The organism is Moorena sp. SIO4G3 (assembly GCF_010692305.1).
GTDB classification, from domain to species: domain Bacteria; phylum Cyanobacteriota; class Cyanobacteriia; order Cyanobacteriales; family Coleofasciculaceae; genus Moorena; species Moorena producens_A.
The window spans coordinates 1-21219 of sequence record NZ_JAAHIG010000094.1 but is presented as its reverse complement, the minus strand read 5'-3'; the positions used below and the strand labels follow the sequence as shown (position 1 = coordinate 21219).

The window sequence follows — 21219 nt, the reverse complement described above, 5'->3', positions numbered from 1 at the left end:
AGAGTTACATTTGATTATAAATCCTAAATGAATTGTGATAATTTTTGTTCCCTTTTCCCTACTCCCTGTTCCCTGTTCCCTGTTCCCTGTTCCCTTTAGTATATGACATCCCGAACACCCCGCTAACCATACTGTTGCTAATTTAATTTTTGCCATCCTTGCTCAAGCTGATAACAAGTTAACAAGTGGAATGAAATATACCTCCGACTTTTTTACCTTGTTCCATCAAACTGTTGAATAGGTCTACAGCTAGTTTAGTATGGCCGATATAATACTCAATTCCTCTTTGACGGAGCAATTCCTCAGTTTCCGGACAGGTTTGTAGCATTAGTTGCATACCACGGGACAAAACGATAAACTCTATGCCCTGTGCCAAAATTTCTTCGATATCGGCGGGTTGAATACCAGGCTGATGGCGAGTACCTGTAAGTCTCCAATCCCATTCCTTAGCACCTCCCGGCCATACTTTACAATCTTTAAATTGATAAGTTTCACCATTATTGGTTACCTCCATACGACCCCAAGAGATATGACTAATTAGACTTGTCGGAGATTTGTTCATAACTATTTCCTTTCCATCTCATAACTTCCCAAACTCTTACCCCTACTCCCTACTGCTGTAACCTATCCCTTCCATTCTTGTTTGGTTATAGCAGCAATACACTAAGACAGTTTATTTAACGGTATTTTTATCAAAAGTTACCATCAAATTACCGATTTACTTTCTAACTAATCTACTTATAGTATAGGCGTTATTCTTAGTTATTCGGTCAGCTATGGATGAGATTATTACAAAACTTTGGATTTATATAACTGCTTAAATAAACAACAATTAAGTTGTAAAAGTACCAGAAATTCGGGAATCGGGAATCGGGAATTGGGAATCGGGAATCGGGAATCGGGAATCGGGAATACGCGAACAACCTTCAACCTTCAACCTTGGCCAAAAGGCCACGCGTGGGCGTTCAACCTTCAACCTTCAACCAAATAACCTTCAACCTTGAGAACTAATTATCAAGCAAGCGATCACAAAACGCCTTCAGTTCCGGATTGACATAACTATTTCTGGAATTACTACGTAAGCAAGTGCAACCCCTAGCTAAGAGTCCATCCAAGGTGTCCACCCGCCACAGCTTGATGGTATCCCCGTCTATGGTAGCCAGTTGCGTCCCATCTGGGTTGAAAACCAGGCGAGTCCCCTCGAATTGGGCAATTTGCCGACCCCCTAAATCCCACAGGCGCACGGTACGGTCACCTCCAGCGCTAGCCAGCAATTGACCATCCGGGCTAAATTCCACCTGCTCAACCAAACTCTGATGCCCTTTCAATTGTTGGACTTGACCAGTGTTGATATCCCACAACCTCACCATTCCGTAATCTCCAGCGCTAGCAAGCAGTTGACCATTCCGGCTCAATGCCAGCTGGTAAACTCTACCCTGATGCCCCTTCAATTGTTGGACTTGAGCAGTGTTGAGTTTCCACAATCTCACCATTTCGTCAACTCCAGCGCTAGCGAGCAGCTGACCATCCCAGCTCAATGCCACCTGCCAAACGTCACCCTGATGCCCCTTCAATTCCTGGACTTGACTAGTTTTGATATCCCACAACCTCACGATTCCGTCAACTCCAGCGCTAGCGAGCAGCTGACCATCCCAGCTCAATGCCACCTGCCAAACCCAACCCTGATGCCCCTTCAATTTTTGGACTTGCCCAGTGTTGAGGTCCCACAATCTCACGATTCCGTCAACTCCAGCGCTAGCCAGCAGCTGACCATCCCAGCTCAATGCCACCTGCCTAACCTTACCCTGATACCCATTCAATTCCTGGACTTGCATAGTTTTGAGATCCCATAACCTCACGATTCCTTCCTCTCCAACGCTAGCCAGATGCTGACCATCCCGGCTAAATTCCACCTGCCTAACCTTACCCTGATACCTATTCAATTCCTGGACTTGCATAGTTTTGAGATCCCACAAGTTCACGATTCCGTCAACTTCAGCACTAGCTAGCAACTGACCATCCCAGCTAAATTCCACCTGCTTAACCCGACCCTGATGCTTCCCAAGTTTAGGCTCCTGAATATGGTCAAGAATCCGTTGTAAAGCTAGCATTGGACTAGCAGTAGGATAGTCTTTCAAGGGAGTATTTTTCGTGACCATTGCTCTCAATGCTTTCCCGGTCTCCATAGCTGCTAGTAAGGCATCAAACGGGCTATCCTTAAATTCTTTAAGAGGTGTAGCTCCTGCTCGTTCTAGTTTGGATCCTTCTTGCTTCCTTGGCTCTAAAATCCGCTTTTCTTCCTCAAACTTTGCCAATTTTGATTCTCGGTCATTATCATATCTCTTACGAATCGGGTCTACTAAATAATCATGAACCAACTGATAGAACTCTTCTGTTCCTAGTGGAATCTGAAAGACTAAACCTGAGCCCACTAAAATCTCCAAAATCAGGGTGAGTTCCTCTGGGGGTAAATTTAATACACTAGCTAATTCAGTTTCCGTTTTTATGGGTCGAAGTTGCTTGTCATCGGTCAAGATAGACAACAATTTCCAGGTAGTTTCTCGGTGTTTCGGTCCACAATCCGTAACCACAGTGTCCAGATAACGTTCTACTAGTTTGGCCTTATCGCCCCCTTGCTGATACCTCTCCAAGGTGACAATTCCCTCGGTTTCTAATTGTGCTCCCACCACCTGCAATTCAATCGGTCGCACTTCTCCCGTTTCTGCTGCTAAATCTTTCACCAATTGCTCAATTAACTCTGGTTCTAAGGAAAACTTAGCCTGCTCCGTTAACCGTTCAATAACTTCTTTGGCCTGAGATTGAGTAAAATTACCTAAGTAATAGAGGACATCCTTGCTGAGAATATCATTATTAACGACATCTAAACTAATCAGGCGATCATTACACTCTAATAAATAATAGATATAATCTTCTCGTAAGGCCAGAATCACTTTCACGGCCTCAAGGTCTAGACAGTCCTTTAAGAATTGATAAAAAAATCGCCGCTGCTGTGGCTGAGGATACTGAAAGAAAAATTCTTCAAACTGGTCGAAAATTAGAACAGTCAGTCGATTACTGTCACTATTGTGTTGCAGTTGGTGGAGAATTTTGTCCAGAATTTCCTCCCTCTCTCCCCCCTGCTCTGTGCCAAGTATCCTGTTAGCCAACCTATGCTGCCACTGGGGATAAACTGTCAGCAACACTGGCTCCACATCCCGAGCGGCAATACTCTCTTGGTGTAATCTAGGAATTAAACCAGATTCAAGTAGAAAACTTTTACCCACGCCGGAGGAGCCATAAATTACCGTTAGTTTGTGGTCTTTGCGACCAATACGCTCAACTAAGTCATTAATCGCTTTTTCTCGACCAGAGGCAGCAATGCGATCAGCCACCTGAGTATCCCTGATTGGTTGGTTGAGGGACAATTGACCAACGCCCACAAATGCCCGAAACCGGAACTGATACTCAATTGATTGCTGGTATGCCTTAACTGAGAAGGCTTTTTGATACTCCCCTTGGTCAAAGTAGAGCTGTCGCAATTCTGCCAGAATTTTAATATATAGATCAGGATTAAACTTAGGTAGGGTTTGCTCTTTGGCAAGGTCAAGATGCTCAATCCCCTGCTGGGGTTGACCGAGATGGTTGTAGGCTTTCGCTAGGGATAAGCGATACCAGCCTCGATGAAGTCCCAATGCCCAATGCAACTGCTCCCGGCTCAGGTCACCAGGAAGTTGAACAGAATGATGGGCATTGGTAAGGATGTCCAGTGCTTTAGTTGCCAAGTTCTTGACCTGATGCCATTGGGAGCGAGAGATGGCTACTTCTGCGGCTAGAAAGCCGTAATCATGAGCAAGCCAGACCGGGTTGGGATATTTCCGATGAAGGCTTAAGGCTTTTTTCCCTAACTGCTCCAACTCATCCCATCGCCTTAGTCTTTGTAGAATTTCTCCCAAGGAATTGATAAACTTAGCCACTAAGTCGGGACGCTTAGCTTGCTCAAAGCAGTCATGCGATCGCAAAAAATAGTCTCTTGCCCTTAGGCAATGTTGCTGACCCTGATTCCGGTCTTGATCGGCATAGGTACGGTACAATTGCCCCATATAGAAGAGAACACATCCGTATCGGATTAGATGTTCGGGGTCGGGAGAACGGCTATATAGGTCAGGTGGCAGGAGATCTTCCCATAGCTTTAAACTTCGTTGATAATGCTCCTGGGACTGATTAAGACCATGGGGAATTCCTCGACCTAGGATAAATTCCACACTGGCTTCTAAGTCTAGCGCTAATTCTACCTGCCGATGTTGCAAATCTTGCCAAGCCCAGCGTAAGTCAGCCAGCTGCTGGTGACTAAGATTCTGTCCATGGTCAAGACCCCCAGCTGCTCCAGCAGCTAAGACTTGAGCAAACCCAAGATCAGTAACCTGTTTGATAAATTCGATTACGTTAGCGGTAGAGATTTGAAAGTCCAGGGGTGAACCGGTTCCCCAACTGGCCAAATCCCTCGCGGAGCGCAGGAATTGGGAATAGACTCGGTCATCTACCCAAAATAAAACCGGGACATGGAACTTTTTGCGAAACTCTTCCCGGACTCGATTGGCTAATCTCAGCAGTTGCTCAAGGTCTCTGACCACCTCAAAGCCATACACCATAATCCCTTGGGGCGGTTGTTGTCCCAGTTGGGATTGAATCTTGCTGTATATCGTCCTGTAGAGCTGGGTGACCTTGGGAGTTAGCCCAATCGGGAGAATCTCGACCGAACAAAGCTCTACCAGCTGTTCCATCAACTGGTCTCGCCACTGGGTATAATTACAATGGGCAAAAATTAAAGAAAATTCCGTTTCACTGGCTCCCATTTCCATTGCCCAAGCCAGCTGCTTCAATAGCTGTTGATGATCAGCGTGTTGGTGATGATCCTGTGGCTGACTATCAGTCATCAAGTTATGGCAATGGGTGTAATGGTGTTTCCAAATTCAAGGTTTGACCAAAAAGTTGGGTTTCAAGCCCCGTCCTTCGGCAGACGGCTTTTAAAAAATCTGTTAGAATATGCATAGTGGCCTAGCACAGACAGGATTCGTCGGTACTGTCATAACTTCACGACGTAAAGCGATGTTAGCACCTGAGGCGCGAAAAACCTCATTAAAAACGTGTGGATCCTAACAGATACCGAAAACCAGTAAAGCTTGCACATTGAATACTAAAGTACCGTGGGGCACACGGGAACTGAGGAAACTCAACGCTTAGGGAGATAAGCCCACTGGGGTTAGTTAAATTAGGCTAAATACTTGGTTTTTAAACGGGTATTCGGCTTAAGTATTGCCTTTGACGGATAGCTAATTTTAAGGCATGTCGAGGAACTAAGAATCCCCGTCCATAAGCGGGCGGGGAGTGTCAATATGAGGTGGTGCGTTACGGGGCGGGCTATCCCAACACTGGCTACGAGGTGGAAAATTAGGGCGAGCCCTTCCCTAACGCACCCTACTGGCGTGGCACACCTAAAAATGTTTGTTGGGTAGAGCTAAAGGGAAACCCAACAAAGCGTTACTGGTGTTGGGTTTCATTCTTCAACCCAACCTACGCTTATTGCACCATTTTAGATGTGTCGGTCCACTACGCCTATTCCCTGTTCCCTGTTCCCTGTTCCCTCCCCTACAACTTGCCCGTTTCTACCAGAATCGGATTCACTGTAAACCAAGACCCTTGAGTGTCAGAGTATTCATATACAAATAGACTACGCACCAGCACTCGATAATGGTCGTCACCACTTACTTCTTGGTTCTGATGCACCTGACGCAATAATTTCCACTCCTCTTCATCAATCGCTAATCGGATTTTATTGCAGCGACTACCAATAACCTGGTCTAACCCTGCCCGGGATAGGGGTAACTTGCCCTCCACCATAATCCAATCCCGAATCATTGCCAGTAACTCCCGCACATGACCACCACTGATAGAACAGAGTCTGTCCAGGGTTTCCGGTGCATCAAACACTTCCGCAATCCCCTGCAACCGTTGCGCTGGTGCTAGCTTGGGGAAAGCTCTAGCCATTACCATCGCTCTGAGCCTTTCCATTCCTTGCTCACACTCCTTACCATTCCGTTGCGTCACTGGCACCATGGGCAACACCTTCGGCTCAACCCCGAAACGATTGGTAAGCCGAACGATATCATTACAGAATCGTAGCCCTAGGGGCATGGTATAAATTACATGACAGTTGAGTTGGCGCAACTGTTCTCCCCGGTCTACAAATAAATATTCCGGTTGTGGTGTGCCCCAAGGCTTGGGCACAATTTCCACCCGGTCAAGGTTATCCACGATTACCACTAGTCCCCGTTTTCCCTGGTGTTGCAGTTGAGCGATCGCAGGCTCAATCAACTCCGTATTAATTACATCAATAATGGTTTTGGTACGAGGTTCGATATAATCCCGCAACCGATTACGCAAGGTTGGGCTATTTTTGGCTCTGGTGGTAATCTTGGCAATCCCTGCCGATAGCGAATACTCTCCCTGTTTTTCCTTGACCCCAAACTCACCAACCTTGGGAATCTTAACCTCAACCCCAGTTACATCGGAACCCAACAATGTGGTAATTTCCTGTAGGAAATCTCTAAACCTTTGTAGCGGTAACTTAACCTGGCTAGCTTCCAAACTTTCACTGACCTGGCGAGCAATAACCAATAAAATATCCCCCACATCCACATCATTCATCTCCAAGTCCTGATCCGACTCGAAGTAAACCACATAAAAGTTTTCTGCTAGCAACTCAGCCTTGAGTCGAGATAATTCCGTAGACTTCCCACAACCAATATGTCCCGTAAATAATTGACAGGTGGGCTGGTCTTCCGAGAATAGAGTAATTTGCGCTTTCAGTTGCTCAATCAGTGCTCCCCCCCGGACGGAAGAAAAATCGATATAGAGCTTCTGGTCTTCCTTCTGGGTGAGATCAAGGGTTTTGCTTGGGTTAGTGGCTTTGTAAAACTCGGTGAAATTTAGAGTCATCCGGTGTGGGGTGTGGGGTGTGGGGTGTGGGTTGTGGGGTGTGGGGTGTCAGATTATCAAGGGTTCAAGACTATATAACTATCGTAGTAATGGTGGGAGTTCTAATTCATTTTTGGGTACACTAATAGGTTATTTTTGTCTATAGTAATCCATTGCACTAAGGGTAGGCTAATTTAGGCAAATGCGATCGCATCAGCCTGTGAGCCTGGTGATTGAGCCTGTGAGCCTGATCAGCCAAGGTGATATAGCGCTACGCGCAAGGGCTTTAGGCAAAAGGCAAGAGGCAAAAGTTCACTAAAAAAGCTTTTCAGCTTCTATCAATGTCCTAACTTTAATGCGTGGTGCTATACCAATAGCTGAATGACTTATCGGAAAATACCACTTAAACTTTCCGATAGACGCGCTATGGTAGGAGACAATTTATGGCAAGCCTTAATCTTAAAGAAGAAGCACGTAGATTAATCGATAAATTACCAGAAGATTTTAGCTGGGCAGACCTAATACAGGAAATTCACCTCCGCCAAGATGTTAAAACTCAACCGGCTGACAGCACAGAAGCTCGAAAGATACCTGTAGTAACAGCTATCTTCGATGGTGAGGTTTTACGATTAGACAGAACTGTTAATCTCGAACCGGGCAAGCGCTATGCTATTGCTATTGAGACAGAAGTGAAAACAGTTACTAGCCAAAATGCCTGGGATGTGTTAGAAGAATTTGCTGGAACAGTTGAAGCGCCATCAGACTGGGCTATGGAACATGACCATTATTTGTATGGTACGCCTAAGTCTAATCTTGAGGATGAGTTATGATTGGGGAGCGGTTGTTCTTGGACACGGCTTTTATCCAAGCTTTGTTAAATAAACGAGACCAATACCATCACAAAGCACTGGAATTACTACCTAGACTAAAAAATGCTAAGGAGGTATGGGTTACTGAAGCTGTGCTAACAGAAGTTGGTAATGCTTTGAGTGCGGTTAATCGCGTGATAGCAGTTCAGTTTATTCAACAGTGTTACGAGACAAAAAATATCTATGTTGTTAGTGTAGATACACCACTTTTACAACGTGCCTTACAACTATATTACGATCGTTCCGATAAAAGTTGGGGTCTAACTGACTGTATTTCCTTTGCTGTTATGAAAGAACAAGGTTTAACAGATGCTTTAACTACGGATAAGCACTTTGTCCAAGCTGGTTATCGAGCTTTGATGCTTGATAACTAAAAAACTAATTATCAGGGAACAAAACCGATAGTAGGTAGTAGGTAATTTAGCAGGATAGTATTTGCTCATATCGCCAACCTCGGCCTTTCGGCTAAGCTAAGCGAACAACATTCTTAATTCTTAATTCTACATTTTACCTTCTACATTCTTAATTATTAATTCTGCATTCTTCATTCTTCCAGCAAGCAATCACAAAACGCTTTCAGTTCAGGATTAACAGAACTATTCCTGAAATAACTACTTAGCCAAGCACAACCCCTAGCTAAGAGTCCATCTAGGGTGTCCACCCGCCACAGCTTGATGGTATCCCCGTCTATGGTAGCCAGTTGCGTCCCATCTGGGTTGAAAACCATGGGATTCCCCTGGAATTGAGCAATTTCACGACCCCTTAAATCCCACAGGCGCACGGTACGGTCATCTCCAGCACTAGCGAGCAGCTGACCATCCGGGCTAAATGCCACCTGGCTAACCTTACCCTGATGCCCCTTCAATTCCTGAATTTGCCCAGTGTTGACATCCCACAACCTCACGATTCCGTAATCTCCAGCGCTAGCCAGCAGCTGACCATCCCGGCTAAATGCCACCTGGCTAACCTTACCCTGATGCTCTTGCAATGCTTGGACTTGCCCAGTGTTGACATCCCACAACCTCACCATTCCGTAATCTCCAGCGCTAGCCAGCAGCTGACCATCCTGGCTAAATTCCAATTGCCAAACCAAACCTTCATGCCCCTTAAATTCCTGGACTTGCCCAGTATTGAGTACCCACAATCTTACGATTCTGTCCTCTCCAGCGCTAGCCAGCAGCTGACCATCCTGGCTAAATTCCACCTGCTTAACCCAACCCCGATGCCCCTTCAATTCTTGGACTTGCCTAGTTTTTAAATCCCACAATCTCACCATTCCGTCCTCTCCAGCGCTAGCGAGCAGCTGACCATCCCGGCTCCATTCCACCTGGTCAACCCAACCCTGATGCCCCTTCAATTCTTGGACTTGTCCAGTGTTGACATCCCACAACCTCACCATTCCGTCAACTCCAGCAGTAGCGAGCAGCTGACCATCCCGGCTAAATTCCACCTGCTTAACCCAACCCTGATGCCCCTTCAATGCTTGGACTTGTCCAGTGTTGACATCCCACAACCTCACGATTCCGTCAACTCCAGCGCTAGCCAGCAGCTGATCATCCTGGCTAAATTGCATCTGCCAAACCAAACCTTTATGCCCTTTCAATTCTTGGACTTGCCCAGTGTTGACATCCCACAACCTCACGATTCCATCCTTTCCAGCGCTAGCCAGCAGCTGACCATCCCCGCTAAATTTCATCTGGTAAACTTTACCCTGATGCTGCCCAAGTCTAGGCTCCTGAATGTGGTCAAGAATCATTTGTAAAGCGAGTATTGGAGTAGCAGCAGGATAGTCTTTCAAGGGAGTATTTTTGGTGACCATTGCTTTCAATGCTTTCCCGGTCTCCATAGCTGCTAGTAAGGCATCAAACGGGCTAGAGTTAAATTGATGAAGATGTGTAACTCCTGCTCGTTCTAGTTTTAGTCCTTCTTGCTGCCCTTGCTCTAAAATCCTATTTTCTTCTTCAACCTTTACCAAATATGTTTTTATATCACTCTCATATCTATTATCAATTGGGTCTACTAAATAATCATGAACCAACTGATAGCAGTATTCTGTTACTCCTTGACTCTTAAACACTAAACCAGAGCCCACTAAAATTTCTAAAATCAGGGTGAGCTGCTCTGGGGGTAAGCTTAACCCAGTAGCTAATTCAGTCTCATTTTTTAAGGGTCTCAGCTGCTTATCATCGGTCAACAGAGACAACAATTTCCAGGTAGTTTCTCGGTGCTGTGGTCCACAATCCGTAACCACAGCCTCCAGATAACGATCTAGTAGTTTTGCCTTATCGCCCCATTGTTGATACCTCTCCAAGGTCACAATTCCCTCGGTTTCTAATTGCGCTCCCACTATCTGCAACTCAATCGGACGCACTTCTCCCGTTTCTGCTGCTAAATCCGCCACCAATTGATCAATTAGCTGTGGTTCTAAGGAAAACTTAGCCTGCTCCGTTAACCGTTGAATCAAGGCTTTGGCCTGGGGCTGATCAAAATTACCTAAGTAATAGAGAACATTCTTGCTGAGAATATCATTATTGACTACATCTAAACTAATCAGACGGTCATTACACTCTAGTAAATAAGAGATATAATCTGAACGCAATGCTAGAATAAATTGCACTGCGTCAAGGGTTAGACAGTCCTTTGAAAATTGATAAAAAACTCGTCGTTGCTGTGGCTTATGATACTCAAATAAAAATTCTTAAAACTGGTCGAAAATTATAACTGTCAGTCGATTATTGTCACCATTGTGTCGCAGCTGTTCAATAATTTTGCCCAGAATTTCTTTTCTCTCTCCCTTCTTTTGCCACTCTCCCCCCTTCTCTGTTCCAATTATCCTTTGATTTAACCTATCCTCCCACTGGGGATAAACGCTGAGCAAAACCGGCTCTACATCCCGACCTGCAATACGGTCTTGCTGTAATCTAGGAATTAAACCTTCCTCAAGTAGAAAACTTTTTCCCACGCCGGAGGAGCCACAAATTACTGTTAGTTTGTGGTCTTTGCGAGCAATACGCTCAAGTAAATCATTAATCGCTTGCTCTCGACCAGAGGCGGCAATTTGATCAGCCACAATTCGCTGCTTTTCTTCTGGCGTTGCCTGAGTATCCCTGATTAGTTGCTTGAGGGAGAATCGACTAGTGCCCACAAATGCCCGAAACCGGAACTGATACTCGATTAATTGCTGGTATGCCTTAACAGAGAAGGCTCTTTGATAATCCCCTTGGTCAAGGTAGAGCTGTCGGAATTCTTTTAGAATTTGAATATATAGATCGGGATTAACCTTAGGATTTGTTTGCTCTTTAGCAAGCTCAAGATGGGCAATCCCGTCCTGGGGTTGACCGAGATGCTTGTAGGCTCTGCCTAGGGATAAGCGATACCAACGTTGATGAAGTTCCCACGCCCACTCCAATTGCTCCCGAGTCAGGTCACCAGGGAATTCAACAGAATCCTGGGCATCGATAAGGATATCCAGTGCTTTAGTGGCCAAGTCCTTGACCTGATGCCATTGGGAGCGAGCGATGGCGACTTCTGCCGCTAGAAAGCCGTAATCATGGGCAAGCCAGACCGGGTTAGGATATTTTTGATGGAGACTTAAAGCTTTTTTCCCTAACTGCTCCAACTCATCCCATCGCCCTAGTCTTTGTAGAATTTCCCCTAAGGGATTGATAAACTTAGCGACTAAGTCTGGACGCTTCGCTTCCTCAAACAAATAATGCGATCGCAAAAAATAGTCTCTAGCCCTTAGGCAATGTTGCTTATCCTGATTCCGGTCTTGATCAGCATAGGTACGGTACAGTTGCCCCATATGGAACAGAACACATCCGGCTCGGATTAGATGTTCGGTTACCCGAGAGCGAGAAAAGGGCGAAGATAGCACGAGATCTTCCCATAGCTTTAAACTTCGTTGATAATGCTCCTCGGACTGGTTGAGACCATCGGTAATTCCTCGACCTAAGATAAATTCCAGACTCGCTTCTAAATCTGGCGCTAATGCTACCTGCCGATGTTGTAAGTCAAGCCTTGCCCGGCGTAAGTCAGCCAGCTGCTGGTTACTGAGATTCTTTCCATGGTCAAGACCCCCAGGGGCTCCAGCGGCTAAAACTTGAGTAAACCCAAGATCAGTAACCTGTTTGATAAATTTAATTACTTTAGCGGTAGAGATTTGAAACTCCAGGGGTGAAGCGGTTACCCAACTGGCCAAATCCCTGGCAGAGCGCAGGAATTGGGAATAGACTCGATCATCTACCCAAAATAGGATGGGGACATTGAACTGTTTGCGAAACTCCTCCCGGACTCCATTGGCTAATTTGAGCAGTTGCTCAAGGTCTGTGACCACCTCAAAGCCATAAACCATAATCCCTCGGGGCTGTTTTTGTCCCAGTTGGGTTTGAATCGAGGTATATATAGTCCTGTAGAGCTCGGTGATATCGGGAGTTAGCCCAATCGGGAAAATCTCTACCGAACAAACCTCTGCCAGCTGTTGAATCAAGTGGTCTCGCCACGGCGTATAATTACAATGGGCAAAGAATAAAGAAAATTCCTCGACAGTGGCTGCCATTTCAATTACCCAAGCCAGCTGCTCCAATAGCTGTTGGTTATGAGCTTGTTGATGATTATCCTGTGGGTGACTATTAGTCATGGAGTTATCGCAATGGGTGCTCAAGTGTTTTCAAATTCAAGGGACGAAGCGATGCAGCACCGACCTGAGGGGGTTTCCCCCAACACCGGGCTGCATCGCTTTCCTAAATTGATACCAACCACCATCACTGATAGATAAGCGCGAGACTAATGATTCTTAACTAAGTTCAAGACCCTTAAATCTAGCCTTCGGGAACCCTTCCCGAACATAGACCACAAGGTCGTGATGATCGGATTACGTAACGCGCCAGTCTATTGAAAAGATCCCAAGTCCCTTTAAGCTTTAGCTTTGAGATTCCTTTTTTGTCAGTGAACTGAATCCAATGCACGATCCTTGGATAGCTTCCACCCACTGCTGTTATATCTGACGGAGCGGGAGTTTTTCTTAAAGGGTGGGAAACCCTTCTTCTCTGGGACTTATTTTTTGCCACCTATGCTTTAAACTCTAGGGTGGTCATCAATCTTACCTCCTTTTTTTATTAAACAGCTCTGAGTATATTAATTCAGGAAAAAGCAGGGATAAAAATAGACGGGGAATAAATCCGCGCTTTCAAAGTTTTTCATCCCAGCTCGCGAATAGGCTGGGTTTTCAAACTTCACTCGTTTTTAGATAACTCATTTATCCAATGCATAATTTCATTCCTCCAGAACGATTTTTCCCTTATCTGACCTGGACTGATATCGAACAGATGCCAGACAAAGAAAATGTTGTGATTATTCAGCCGGTCGCTTCCATTGAGCAGCATGGCCCCCATTTACCGCTGATTGTAGATGCGGCGATTGGGGTGGGAGTCTTGGGCAAAGCCTTAGGCTGCTTAGACCCAGAAATCCCAGCTTATGCCTTACCTCCCCTTTATTACGGCAAATCCAATGAGCATTGGCATTTTCCTGGCACCATTACCCTTAGTGCTCAAACCTTGCTAGCAGTGCTGATGGAAATGGCTGATAGTATCTATCGGTGTGGGTTTCGGAAGTTAGTACTGATGAATTCCCATGGCGGACAACCCCAAGTGATGGAAATTGCCGCACGGGATATTCACCAGAAGCACGAAGATTTTATGGTATTCCCCTTGTTTACCTGGGGCGTGCCTAACATGGCCAAGGAATTAGCCACCCAGAAAGAATTAGAATTAGGGATTCATGGGGGGGATTTAGAAACTAGTCTCATGCTCTGTCTACTCCCCGGTCAAGTGAAAATGGATCGGGCAGTAAAGGAATATCCCCAGGGATTGCCCGAGGATAGTCTATTGAGTATGGAAGGGAAATTGCCCTTTGCTTGGCTGACCAAGGGGTTGACTCAGAGTGGAGTACTCGGGGATGCTACAGCAGCAACTGAGGAAAAAGGCGATCGCTTATTAGCCTCTCTTTGTGATGGTTGGGTCAACGTGATTCGCGATATCTATCGGTTTCAGCAGCCTGATGTGACGAAGAGGCAATAGGCGATAGGCAAGAGGCAAGAGGCAAGAGGCAAAAGGCAAAAGGCAAGAGGCAAGGGTGCGCCCTTGTTCCATAGTGCTGCATCGCTTTACGTCAATTCTTGTCCACTGTTCCCTGTTCCCTGTTCCCGACAACTGCCGGGAAGTCTAATGTTTTCGTCTATGTTTTATTCTGCCCTGAGCCGAAGCTCTCTGTTGCGAAGTTGCTCACAACTTTAGGCTGATCAATGCGGATGGCGAGACTCGAACTCGCATGGCTTTCGCCACACGCCCCTCAAGCGTGCGTGTCTACCATTCCACCACATCCGCTAATAACTCATTTAGTAGGATACCATACAACAGGACGAAGCTGCAAAGCCTAGATCATAAAATTTATATCAAAATCGCTGTCAAACTTAAATTGACGGGTAAACCCAATTTAGGCATGATAGCACTAGGCATTAGGGATTAACACCAAACAAAACCCTTGATAGTTTATAAACTATGTTGCTCCCCACACTTCCCATACTTCCCACACTTCCCACACTTCCCACCCTCCCCACACCTCCCCATCAATCCTAGTTTTAAATCTCAACTAAAAACTCTATATAGCCAAGCTACTCTATGAAATTTTCAAAGATCTTAATTGCCAATCGTGGGGAAATTGCCTTACGGATTATCCGAACCTGTGAGGAGATGGGGATTCCCACCGTTGCCGTTCACTCGACCATTGACCAACATGCTCTTAATGTCCAACTGGCAGATGAAGCGGTTTGTATCGGGGATCCCCCCAGCAGCAAAAGTTATTTAAATATACCTAATATTATTGCTGCAGCCCTCACTCGCAACGCCACTGCCATTCATCCAGGCTATGGTTTCTTATCAGAAAATGCCCGTTTTGCTGAAATTTGTGCTGATCATCAGATTTCTTTCATCGGTCCTACTCCAGAAGCGATCCGGGCGATGGGGGATAAATCTACAGCCAAAGAAACCATGCAACGAGCGGGTGTGCCCACAGTGCCCGGAAGTGATGGATTAGTCAGCTCTGAGGAAGAAGCTCATGCGATCGCACGTCAAATTGGCTATCCTGTCATGATTAAAGCCACGGCTGGTGGTGGAGGAAGGGGTATGCGCCTGGTACAGGATGACAGCCAATTGATTAAACTCTTCCAAGCCGCTCAAGGGGAAGCCCAAGCTGCCTTTGGTAATGGCGGGGTATATATTGAAAAATTTATTCAACGCCCTCGCCATATCGAGATTCAAATTTTAGCTGATAGTCATGGTAACGCAATCCACTTGGGTGAGCGAGACTGCTCTATCCAACGGCGTCACCAAAAGCTACTGGAAGAAGCCCCTAGCCCAGTGCTTGACCCAGAATTGCGGGCAAAAATGGGTAATGCTGCGGTAATGGCCGCTAAGTCCATCAATTATGTCGGAGTTGGTACAGTAGAGTTTCTCTTAGATGCCTCTGGTGAGTTCTACTTTATGGAAATGAACACCCGAATTCAGGTAGAACACCCAGTCACCGAGATGATCACCGGTCTAGACTTGATCGCCGAACAAATTAAAATTGCTCAAGGGGAGAAACTAAGCCTTACCCAAGACCAAATTACTCTCAAAGGTCACGCCATCGAATGTCGGATTAATGCCGAAGACCCAGACCACGCTTTCCGTCCCCAACCAGGACGAATTAGTGCTTACCTACCACCAGGAGGACCAGGGGTGCGCATGGATTCCCATGTTTACCCCGATTACGAAATTCCCCCCTACTACGACTCTCTGATTGGGAAATTAATCGTTTGGGGTCCCACCCGTGATGCAGCCATTCAGCGCATGAAACGAGCCTTAAGGGAGTGTGCCATTACCGGAGTGACCACCACCCTGACTTTCCATCAAAAAATCCTAGAGACACCAGCCTTTCTTGAGGGTCAGGTCTATACCAATTTTGTCGAGAAGGAGATGATGACCTGAACGGCGGCTATGCTGAAGGCAGAGGGCAGAAGTAGGTAAGTATTCAGCTATCAGCCATCAGCGGTCAGCTTAAGGGCTACGCGATCGCGTCTTGTTGTACTTCCACCGTTTATACGCCCCATCCCACGCTGAGGTTTCACTTTCAGGCGTGGGGCTTCTCGCTGCAAAACCTAAAACCATTGGGGCTAAGTGAATGGTTACCCATGACTGTCACAAGCCTCCAACTTTTAACTTTCAACCTTCAACCTAAAACCTTCAACCTAAAACCTTCAACCTACAACCTACAACCTACAACCTGTAACCTTCAACCTTCTAGATCATCATCCTGAGGATTCCCTGCTGACCTAAAAGAATTTCCCGCAGCAGGCTGAAAATCCCTACCCAAATAATTGGGCTAATATCAACTCCACCAATGGGAGGCACAATTTTGCGCATTGGCACTAAAAAGGGTTCCGTTGGCCAAGCTACTAGATTAAAAGGCAAGCGATTCAGGTCTACCTGAGGATACCAGGTCAGAACAATGCGAAAGATAAACAAGAAGATCATTAGTCCGAGTAACGGACCAAGAATCCAGATAGCAATCGTAGCAGCAGTCATGGGTTATTCAATCTAATGATCACAAATGTATTCCGGTGCCACCGTCAGCGGTCAGCGGTCAGCCGTCAGTGGTCAGCCTTTAGCTGTTCCCGTAGCGCTAATCGCTGATAACTGATAGCTGATAGCTCAATGCTTACCTGCCGCCTTAGGTGGGTAGGTGGCTTACGGGTGTCGTTGTGATTGTAGTTAATTTAATGTAAAGTTTCTCAATAATAGTATCATGTTCTTGGTTCATCCCTCACCAAGCCTCACCTCTGATCCGATAGGGGAGCGGCAGTGCCATGGGGGAGAGCAATCAAATCTAGCACTTACCCGATTGGGAAGTGTAGGAGCATCACAAACAAAGTTTACAAATTAACTAGGAGTTTTTATGACACCTTCATTAGCCAACTTTTTGTGGAGTTTACTTTGGGGTACTGCCATTGTGGTTATTCCTGCCACTGTGGCACTAATCATCTTTAGCCAGAGCGATAAGATCAAAAGATCATAACAAAATCCCTACTATCTATGCCTTCAAGGAAGTAAGGCGGAGCTTCAAGCTTCGGGAAATTGAGTGGGTTCACAACCCGCTCAATTTTTGTATTCAGAATCTCTCCTCTTCGTTAAAGCCTGGTAATTCCCGGCAAGTTCCGGGATTACCTAGTGAAGATGCAGACTAAGGATTAATTTCCTACGTTGGTTTGGTCATGACACCCAGGAGTGAACTCCAGCTCCTGGCTCTGTCGCTAACTATTAAGAAAAGGCAAAATGTGTAGTTAGCCTAACAAGCCGCTCCAACATTGTCGTTCGCGCAAGCGTGTGCGAAGCACTCGGAACACGTTACCGATTTGAGCTGCACTAAAAATGCAAAATTCTGTATTCGTCATAGACACAAACAAACAACCATTAAACCCGATTTCTCCAAAGAAAGCCCAGAGATGAAACCTTAGGACAGTGGAGCCTTAATCAAAAAGTTTTAACCCTTTTATGCATAGCCGACTAACCATAAAGGCTCCACTGTCCTTACGGTAACTTCAAACCGATTGTTGGACAAAGGGAAAGCTGCGGTTTTCAGGATGTATCCATTTACGATCATCCTGAAGACTGCGATCTCAGCTCCGACTATCTCACTTTGTCAAATCAAGATAGATCCCGGGAGTAAGACGACTGGGTTTGCTCTAGTCCAAAACGGCCAAGTTATTTGGGCGATGGAGTTAGAACATAGAGGATCACTCATTAAGAAAAAACTAGAATCTAGAAGTGCCGTTAGGCGTGGGAGACGTAACCGCAATACTCGTTACAGAAAGCCAAGATTCCTCAATCACAGGCGTCCGGAGGGTTGGATCGCTCCTAGTTTAGAGCATAGGGTCTTGACTACTGAAACCTGGGTCAAAAGGCTGATAAAGTTTTGTCCAGTTGATGAGATTTGGATTGAAAGAGTTAAGTTTGACACCCAAAAAATGCAGAATCCCGAAGTTAGTGGCGTCGAGTACCAACAAGGAAATTTAGCAGGGTACGAAGTGAGGGAGTATTTGCTTGAGAAGTGGGGAAGGGAATGTGCTTATTGTGGCAAGCAAAATACCCCCCTACAGATTGAGCATATTCATCCAAAATCCAAGGGTGGAAGCGATAGAGTTAGTAATCTTTGTCTGGCTTGCGAGAAATGCAATCAGAAAAAAGGAAATAAACCTATAGAGGAATTCCTAACTTTGAAACCAGACTTGAAGCGGGGCGATCCTAGCCATTGCCAAACAGCCATTAACAGATGCAGCGGCAATGAATACAACTCGGAACAAGATACTCAAGGCTCTTAAAGCTATAAAACCTGTAGCTACTGGTACAGGTGCTCAGACAAAATACAACCGGACGAGGCTGAGATTACCTAAGCAACATTGGATTGATGCTGCTTGTGTTGGAAACATCAAAACTCTGACATTGAGGACATCTCAGCCACTATTGGTTACCTGCAAAGGACACGGTGGTAGACAAAAAGCTGCACTCAACAAATATGGCTATCCGATCAGGCACAACCCACTTAGGCCAATTAAGGGTTGGATTACTGGGGACATTGCTAAGCATCAGAAATTGGGGATAGGTAAAGTAACCCCCAGAAGTAGGGGAAGTTTTGGATTTACTCCTCTAGGGGAGAAGGGTTACAAGAGTTGTAAACCTCAAGACATATCAGCGGTACATAGAAAAGATGGATATACCTACAGGTTCTGCAAGAATCTGCCAGGTTTTGCCTGGAAATAATACTCCTAAACTTTCCTGATCCAGGAGTAAAATGGTTGTTCTCCAGTTACAGTAGAGTGTAAGACCAAGAACTCGCTACCATAAGACTGGCCATAGGAGAGTAGCAATGGTAAATTTTGGGTTTAATTCAGCTAGCCTTTTGGGCATATTCTTGATGCTTGCCGGAGCAGGACTCTATTTCCTGCGCTCGGTCCGTCCAGAACTAGCCAGAGACCATGATATCTTTTTCACTGTGGTCGGGGTAGTTTGTGGCTTTATTCTGGTGACTCAGGGATGGCGACTCGATCCAATTTTGCAGTTGAGTCAGCTGTTGTTGAGCGGTACAGCAATATTTTTTGGTGTGGAAAGTCTTCGGTTACGGGGCGTTGCCACTAAAAAAGCCCGGGAAGATGCTGGGTTTGAAGACCGTCAGCGACCAGTTAGCCGTAACTATTACCGGGAAGAACCACAAGAGGCTAATGTTTATGATGAATACGATGAACTAGAGCCCGTAGAAGAGCGATACTCCAACCCTCGCTTGCGGCCCACAGCAGATTCCAGGGAAAGGCGCACAGAGCGTTATGAAGTAGAAACCCGCCGTTCAAGGAGTCGAGGGAGTTTAGAGGAATCGAGGCTAGAAGAGCGATCGCGTAAACGCCGCCCTCGTTCTAATGGTCAGTTTTCAGAACGACCTAGAGAGACCTGGCAGGCTCAGTTAGATAGTGATTGGGAAGAAAAACCATCTCGTAGTAGACGTTCTCGTCCTTCGGAACAATCTGTGGAACGACCTGTAGAACGATCCGTAGACACTTGGGAGGCTAAGTTAGATCGGGATCTAGACAGAGATATAGACAGAGATCTAGACAGGGATAGAGAAGACAGACCCGTTCGCCCTAGCCGTTCTCGTCGTGAATCTATAGAAAACTATGACTCAGAAAACTATGATTCACAGATAGCCTCAAGGGAAAGAAAGCGTCGTACCACCCCAAGGGAGGAAACATCCTCTAACTACTCAGACCAAAGCGATTATGTGGATTACAAACCCATCGACCTGTCTGAAGAAGAAGATGAGCCGTTAGGACCCTTTGAGTACTAAGAAAACAAGCTATCAGCAATCAGCAATCAGCAATCAGCGTGTCGCGTATCAGCGTGTCGCGTATCAGCTAAAGGCTAGGGCGTGTCTTCTTGCCTCGGAGATCCCCCATTATCCCCCTTAAAAAAGGGGGACTTTGAGTATGGCTCCCCCTTTTTTAAGGGGGGCTGGGGGGGATCATAATCTTGCGGAAAACTTTGAAAACACGCCCTAAAGGCTGAGGGCTGAGAGCTGACGGCTGAGGGCTAACCGCTGAGAGCTGACGGCTGACCGCTGAGAGCTGTTGGCTTAATGCTTAGCCCCCTATGCTATCAAAACAGCGAGGAAGTCTGTTCTGTGGATTGCCATAATAATCCAACATCTCGTGAGTCCGTAACACCATAGATTCCATCAGGGCAGTCATGTTCTTCTTCACCACTAATTGGTCTTCTGGTGAAACATAAGCTACGTCTTCTAACAAAACCTCGGTAATATCCTCATGGGCTCCATCGTCATTAATTTTGGCATGGAGCAATATTGGTTGATAAAAGTCCGAAGGCAAATCTAAATCTTGACACCGCTGTTTGAATAACTGGTGGAACTCCTCGCTGTGTTCTTCAAACATTAATAATGCTGCCTTGAAGCTGAGGGGATGCTGCTTCGCAAAAACTGCCAGACTTGAACAGACCGCAAACGTCATAGGTAATGGCAGCATCCGTTGCAGTTGCTGACCAGAAATTCCCACACTCTTCAAGGATTTCTCCATCAGACGGTCATGGTGCAACTCAGACCCAAAGAAATCCCGGAGGAGTTGGCGAATCTTAGGTGATTCATAATTGGCTAAAGACGGAGCCAGCAAACTCGGACAAAGATGAGTAACGTGATAGGATTCTAAACTATAACCAATCAACTGCTCTCTAGTAATCGTCCCATCTACCATCTTTACGGTGTAGGGAGACTCAGGAAAACGCATTTTCAGACGGTTTAGGAATCGGTATAACTCCCGATAGAATTGATGTCCAGTAACACCACCAGATGTCACTGATTCTTCCCGCTCTATTAGCATACCACGGCGGTCTAATTCTATTAGCAAGTCAGGAATCTGTTCTTGAATTCCTGGACACTCCTGACCCAATTCCTCTGGTGACATTCCCCCAAACTGCAACAACTGGAACAGTTTATAAGTCTCCTCTTTTTTTTCAGGTTCTACTGTAATTGAACAGCCTTGGTTTTGATAACGAATTTCTACCCTAGTGTCACTGAATTTTAAACATACTTGATTCTTAAATAGGGGCTGTTTCAATAAACTCTTAGTTAACGTCATAACTTCATTCCTAACTGAATCTAAATTGGGTGATAATGTCCTAGCTCTGTGCGGCTCGTTCTAGCTAGGAACTCCCCGAAACGGGGAGAGTATGAGCTAGGAGACTGCGAGGAATAACACCTCATAAGTCTTAACTGTCTTTTGGAT

The 21219-nt window shown here is 45.8% G+C and carries 15 protein-coding genes, 1 tRNA gene and 1 pseudogene; 8 read left to right on the top strand and 9 right to left on the bottom strand.

The annotated features are described in order from the left end of the window. Positions 1 to 178: 178 nt before the first annotated feature. The 4 genes from F6J99_RS18140 to F6J99_RS18125 form a co-directional block, all read right to left on the bottom strand. Positions 179 to 562: an Mth938-like domain-containing protein gene (locus F6J99_RS18140; protein ID WP_293114109.1), complete on the bottom strand. Its 384-nt coding sequence runs from the start codon at positions 560 to 562 to the stop codon at positions 179 to 181. Between the two features lie 270 nt (positions 563 to 832). Beyond that, entirely contained in the window at positions 833 to 955 is a 123-nt protein-coding gene (locus F6J99_RS18135; RefSeq protein ID WP_293114108.1) for a hypothetical protein, read from the bottom strand. 52 nt (positions 956 to 1007) lie between these two features. After that, complete coding sequence (locus F6J99_RS18130; protein WP_293114107.1) at positions 1008 to 4934, bottom strand: AAA family ATPase; 3927 nt, start codon at positions 4932 to 4934, stop codon at positions 1008 to 1010. A gap of 712 nt (positions 4935 to 5646) precedes the next feature. Next, entirely contained in the window at positions 5647 to 6996 is a 1350-nt protein-coding gene (locus F6J99_RS18125) for an ATP-binding protein (protein ID WP_293114106.1), read from the bottom strand. A gap of 422 nt (positions 6997 to 7418) precedes the next feature. On the opposite strand from F6J99_RS18125, the gene F6J99_RS18120 reads away from it, so the two are divergent. Next, positions 7419 to 7805 (top strand): hypothetical protein, encoded by a 387-nt coding sequence (locus F6J99_RS18120; RefSeq protein WP_293072453.1) that lies wholly within the window; start codon positions 7419 to 7421, stop codon positions 7803 to 7805. Next, the gene (locus F6J99_RS18115) at positions 7802 to 8218 is read left to right on the top strand and encodes a PIN domain-containing protein (protein ID WP_293114105.1); all 417 of its coding nucleotides are present in this window, start codon (positions 7802 to 7804) and stop codon (positions 8216 to 8218) included. The genes F6J99_RS18120 and F6J99_RS18115 overlap by 4 nt, the downstream gene beginning before the upstream one ends. A gap of 170 nt (positions 8219 to 8388) precedes the next feature. Here the strand turns inward: F6J99_RS18115 and F6J99_RS45640 are convergent, their stop codons facing one another. Next, positions 8389 to 9600, bottom strand: coding sequence for a WD40 repeat domain-containing protein (locus tag F6J99_RS45640; RefSeq protein ID WP_365973602.1), 1212 nt, complete (start codon positions 9598 to 9600; stop codon positions 8389 to 8391). A gap of 273 nt (positions 9601 to 9873) precedes the next feature. Beyond that, positions 9874 to 11649 (bottom strand): annotated as a pseudogene (locus F6J99_RS45635) (hypothetical protein); the annotation flags it as partial. A 1459-nt stretch (positions 11650 to 13108) separates the two neighbouring features. On the opposite strand from F6J99_RS45635, the gene F6J99_RS18095 reads away from it, so the two are divergent. After that, a complete protein-coding gene (locus F6J99_RS18095; RefSeq protein ID WP_070396205.1) occupies positions 13109 to 13921 on the top strand; it encodes a creatininase family protein in 813 nt (270 codons plus the stop codon). A 225-nt stretch (positions 13922 to 14146) separates the two neighbouring features. Here F6J99_RS18095 and F6J99_RS18090 read toward each other — a convergent pair. Beyond that, positions 14147 to 14227 (bottom strand) — tRNA-Leu (locus F6J99_RS18090). Between the two features lie 294 nt (positions 14228 to 14521). On the opposite strand from F6J99_RS18090, the gene accC reads away from it, so the two are divergent. Then, positions 14522 to 15868 (top strand): acetyl-CoA carboxylase biotin carboxylase subunit, encoded by a 1347-nt coding sequence (gene accC, locus F6J99_RS18085; RefSeq protein WP_070396206.1) that lies wholly within the window; start codon positions 14522 to 14524, stop codon positions 15866 to 15868. A gap of 312 nt (positions 15869 to 16180) precedes the next feature. On the opposite strand, the gene F6J99_RS18080 is transcribed toward accC, so the two are convergent. Next, positions 16181 to 16465, bottom strand: coding sequence for a YggT family protein (locus tag F6J99_RS18080; protein ID WP_070396207.1), 285 nt, complete (start codon positions 16463 to 16465; stop codon positions 16181 to 16183). A gap of 370 nt (positions 16466 to 16835) precedes the next feature. Here F6J99_RS18080 and F6J99_RS18075 point away from each other — a divergent pair, with 370 nt between their 5' ends. From F6J99_RS18075 to F6J99_RS18060, 4 genes are all read left to right on the top strand, one after another. Next, positions 16836 to 16955: a photosystem II reaction center X protein gene (locus F6J99_RS18075; RefSeq protein ID WP_083305494.1), complete on the top strand. Its 120-nt coding sequence runs from the start codon at positions 16836 to 16838 to the stop codon at positions 16953 to 16955. A 565-nt stretch (positions 16956 to 17520) separates the two neighbouring features. Next, a complete protein-coding gene (iscB, locus tag F6J99_RS18070) occupies positions 17521 to 18258 on the top strand; it encodes an RNA-guided endonuclease IscB (protein ID WP_293114102.1) in 738 nt (245 codons plus the stop codon). Then, positions 18221 to 18697, top strand: coding sequence for a hypothetical protein (locus F6J99_RS18065; RefSeq protein ID WP_293114101.1), 477 nt, complete (start codon positions 18221 to 18223; stop codon positions 18695 to 18697). The genes iscB and F6J99_RS18065 overlap by 38 nt, the downstream gene beginning before the upstream one ends. Positions 18698 to 18803: 106 nt before the next feature. Continuing rightward, positions 18804 to 19772, top strand: a complete 969-nt coding sequence (locus F6J99_RS18060) for a Ycf66 family protein (RefSeq protein ID WP_293114100.1) — start codon at positions 18804 to 18806, stop codon at positions 19770 to 19772. Positions 19773 to 20064: 292 nt separating this feature from the next. Here F6J99_RS18060 and F6J99_RS18055 read toward each other — a convergent pair whose 3' ends face one another. After that, a complete protein-coding gene (locus F6J99_RS18055) occupies positions 20065 to 21072 on the bottom strand; it encodes an iron-containing redox enzyme family protein (RefSeq protein ID WP_293114099.1) in 1008 nt (335 codons plus the stop codon). Positions 21073 to 21219: the final 147 nt, after the last annotated feature.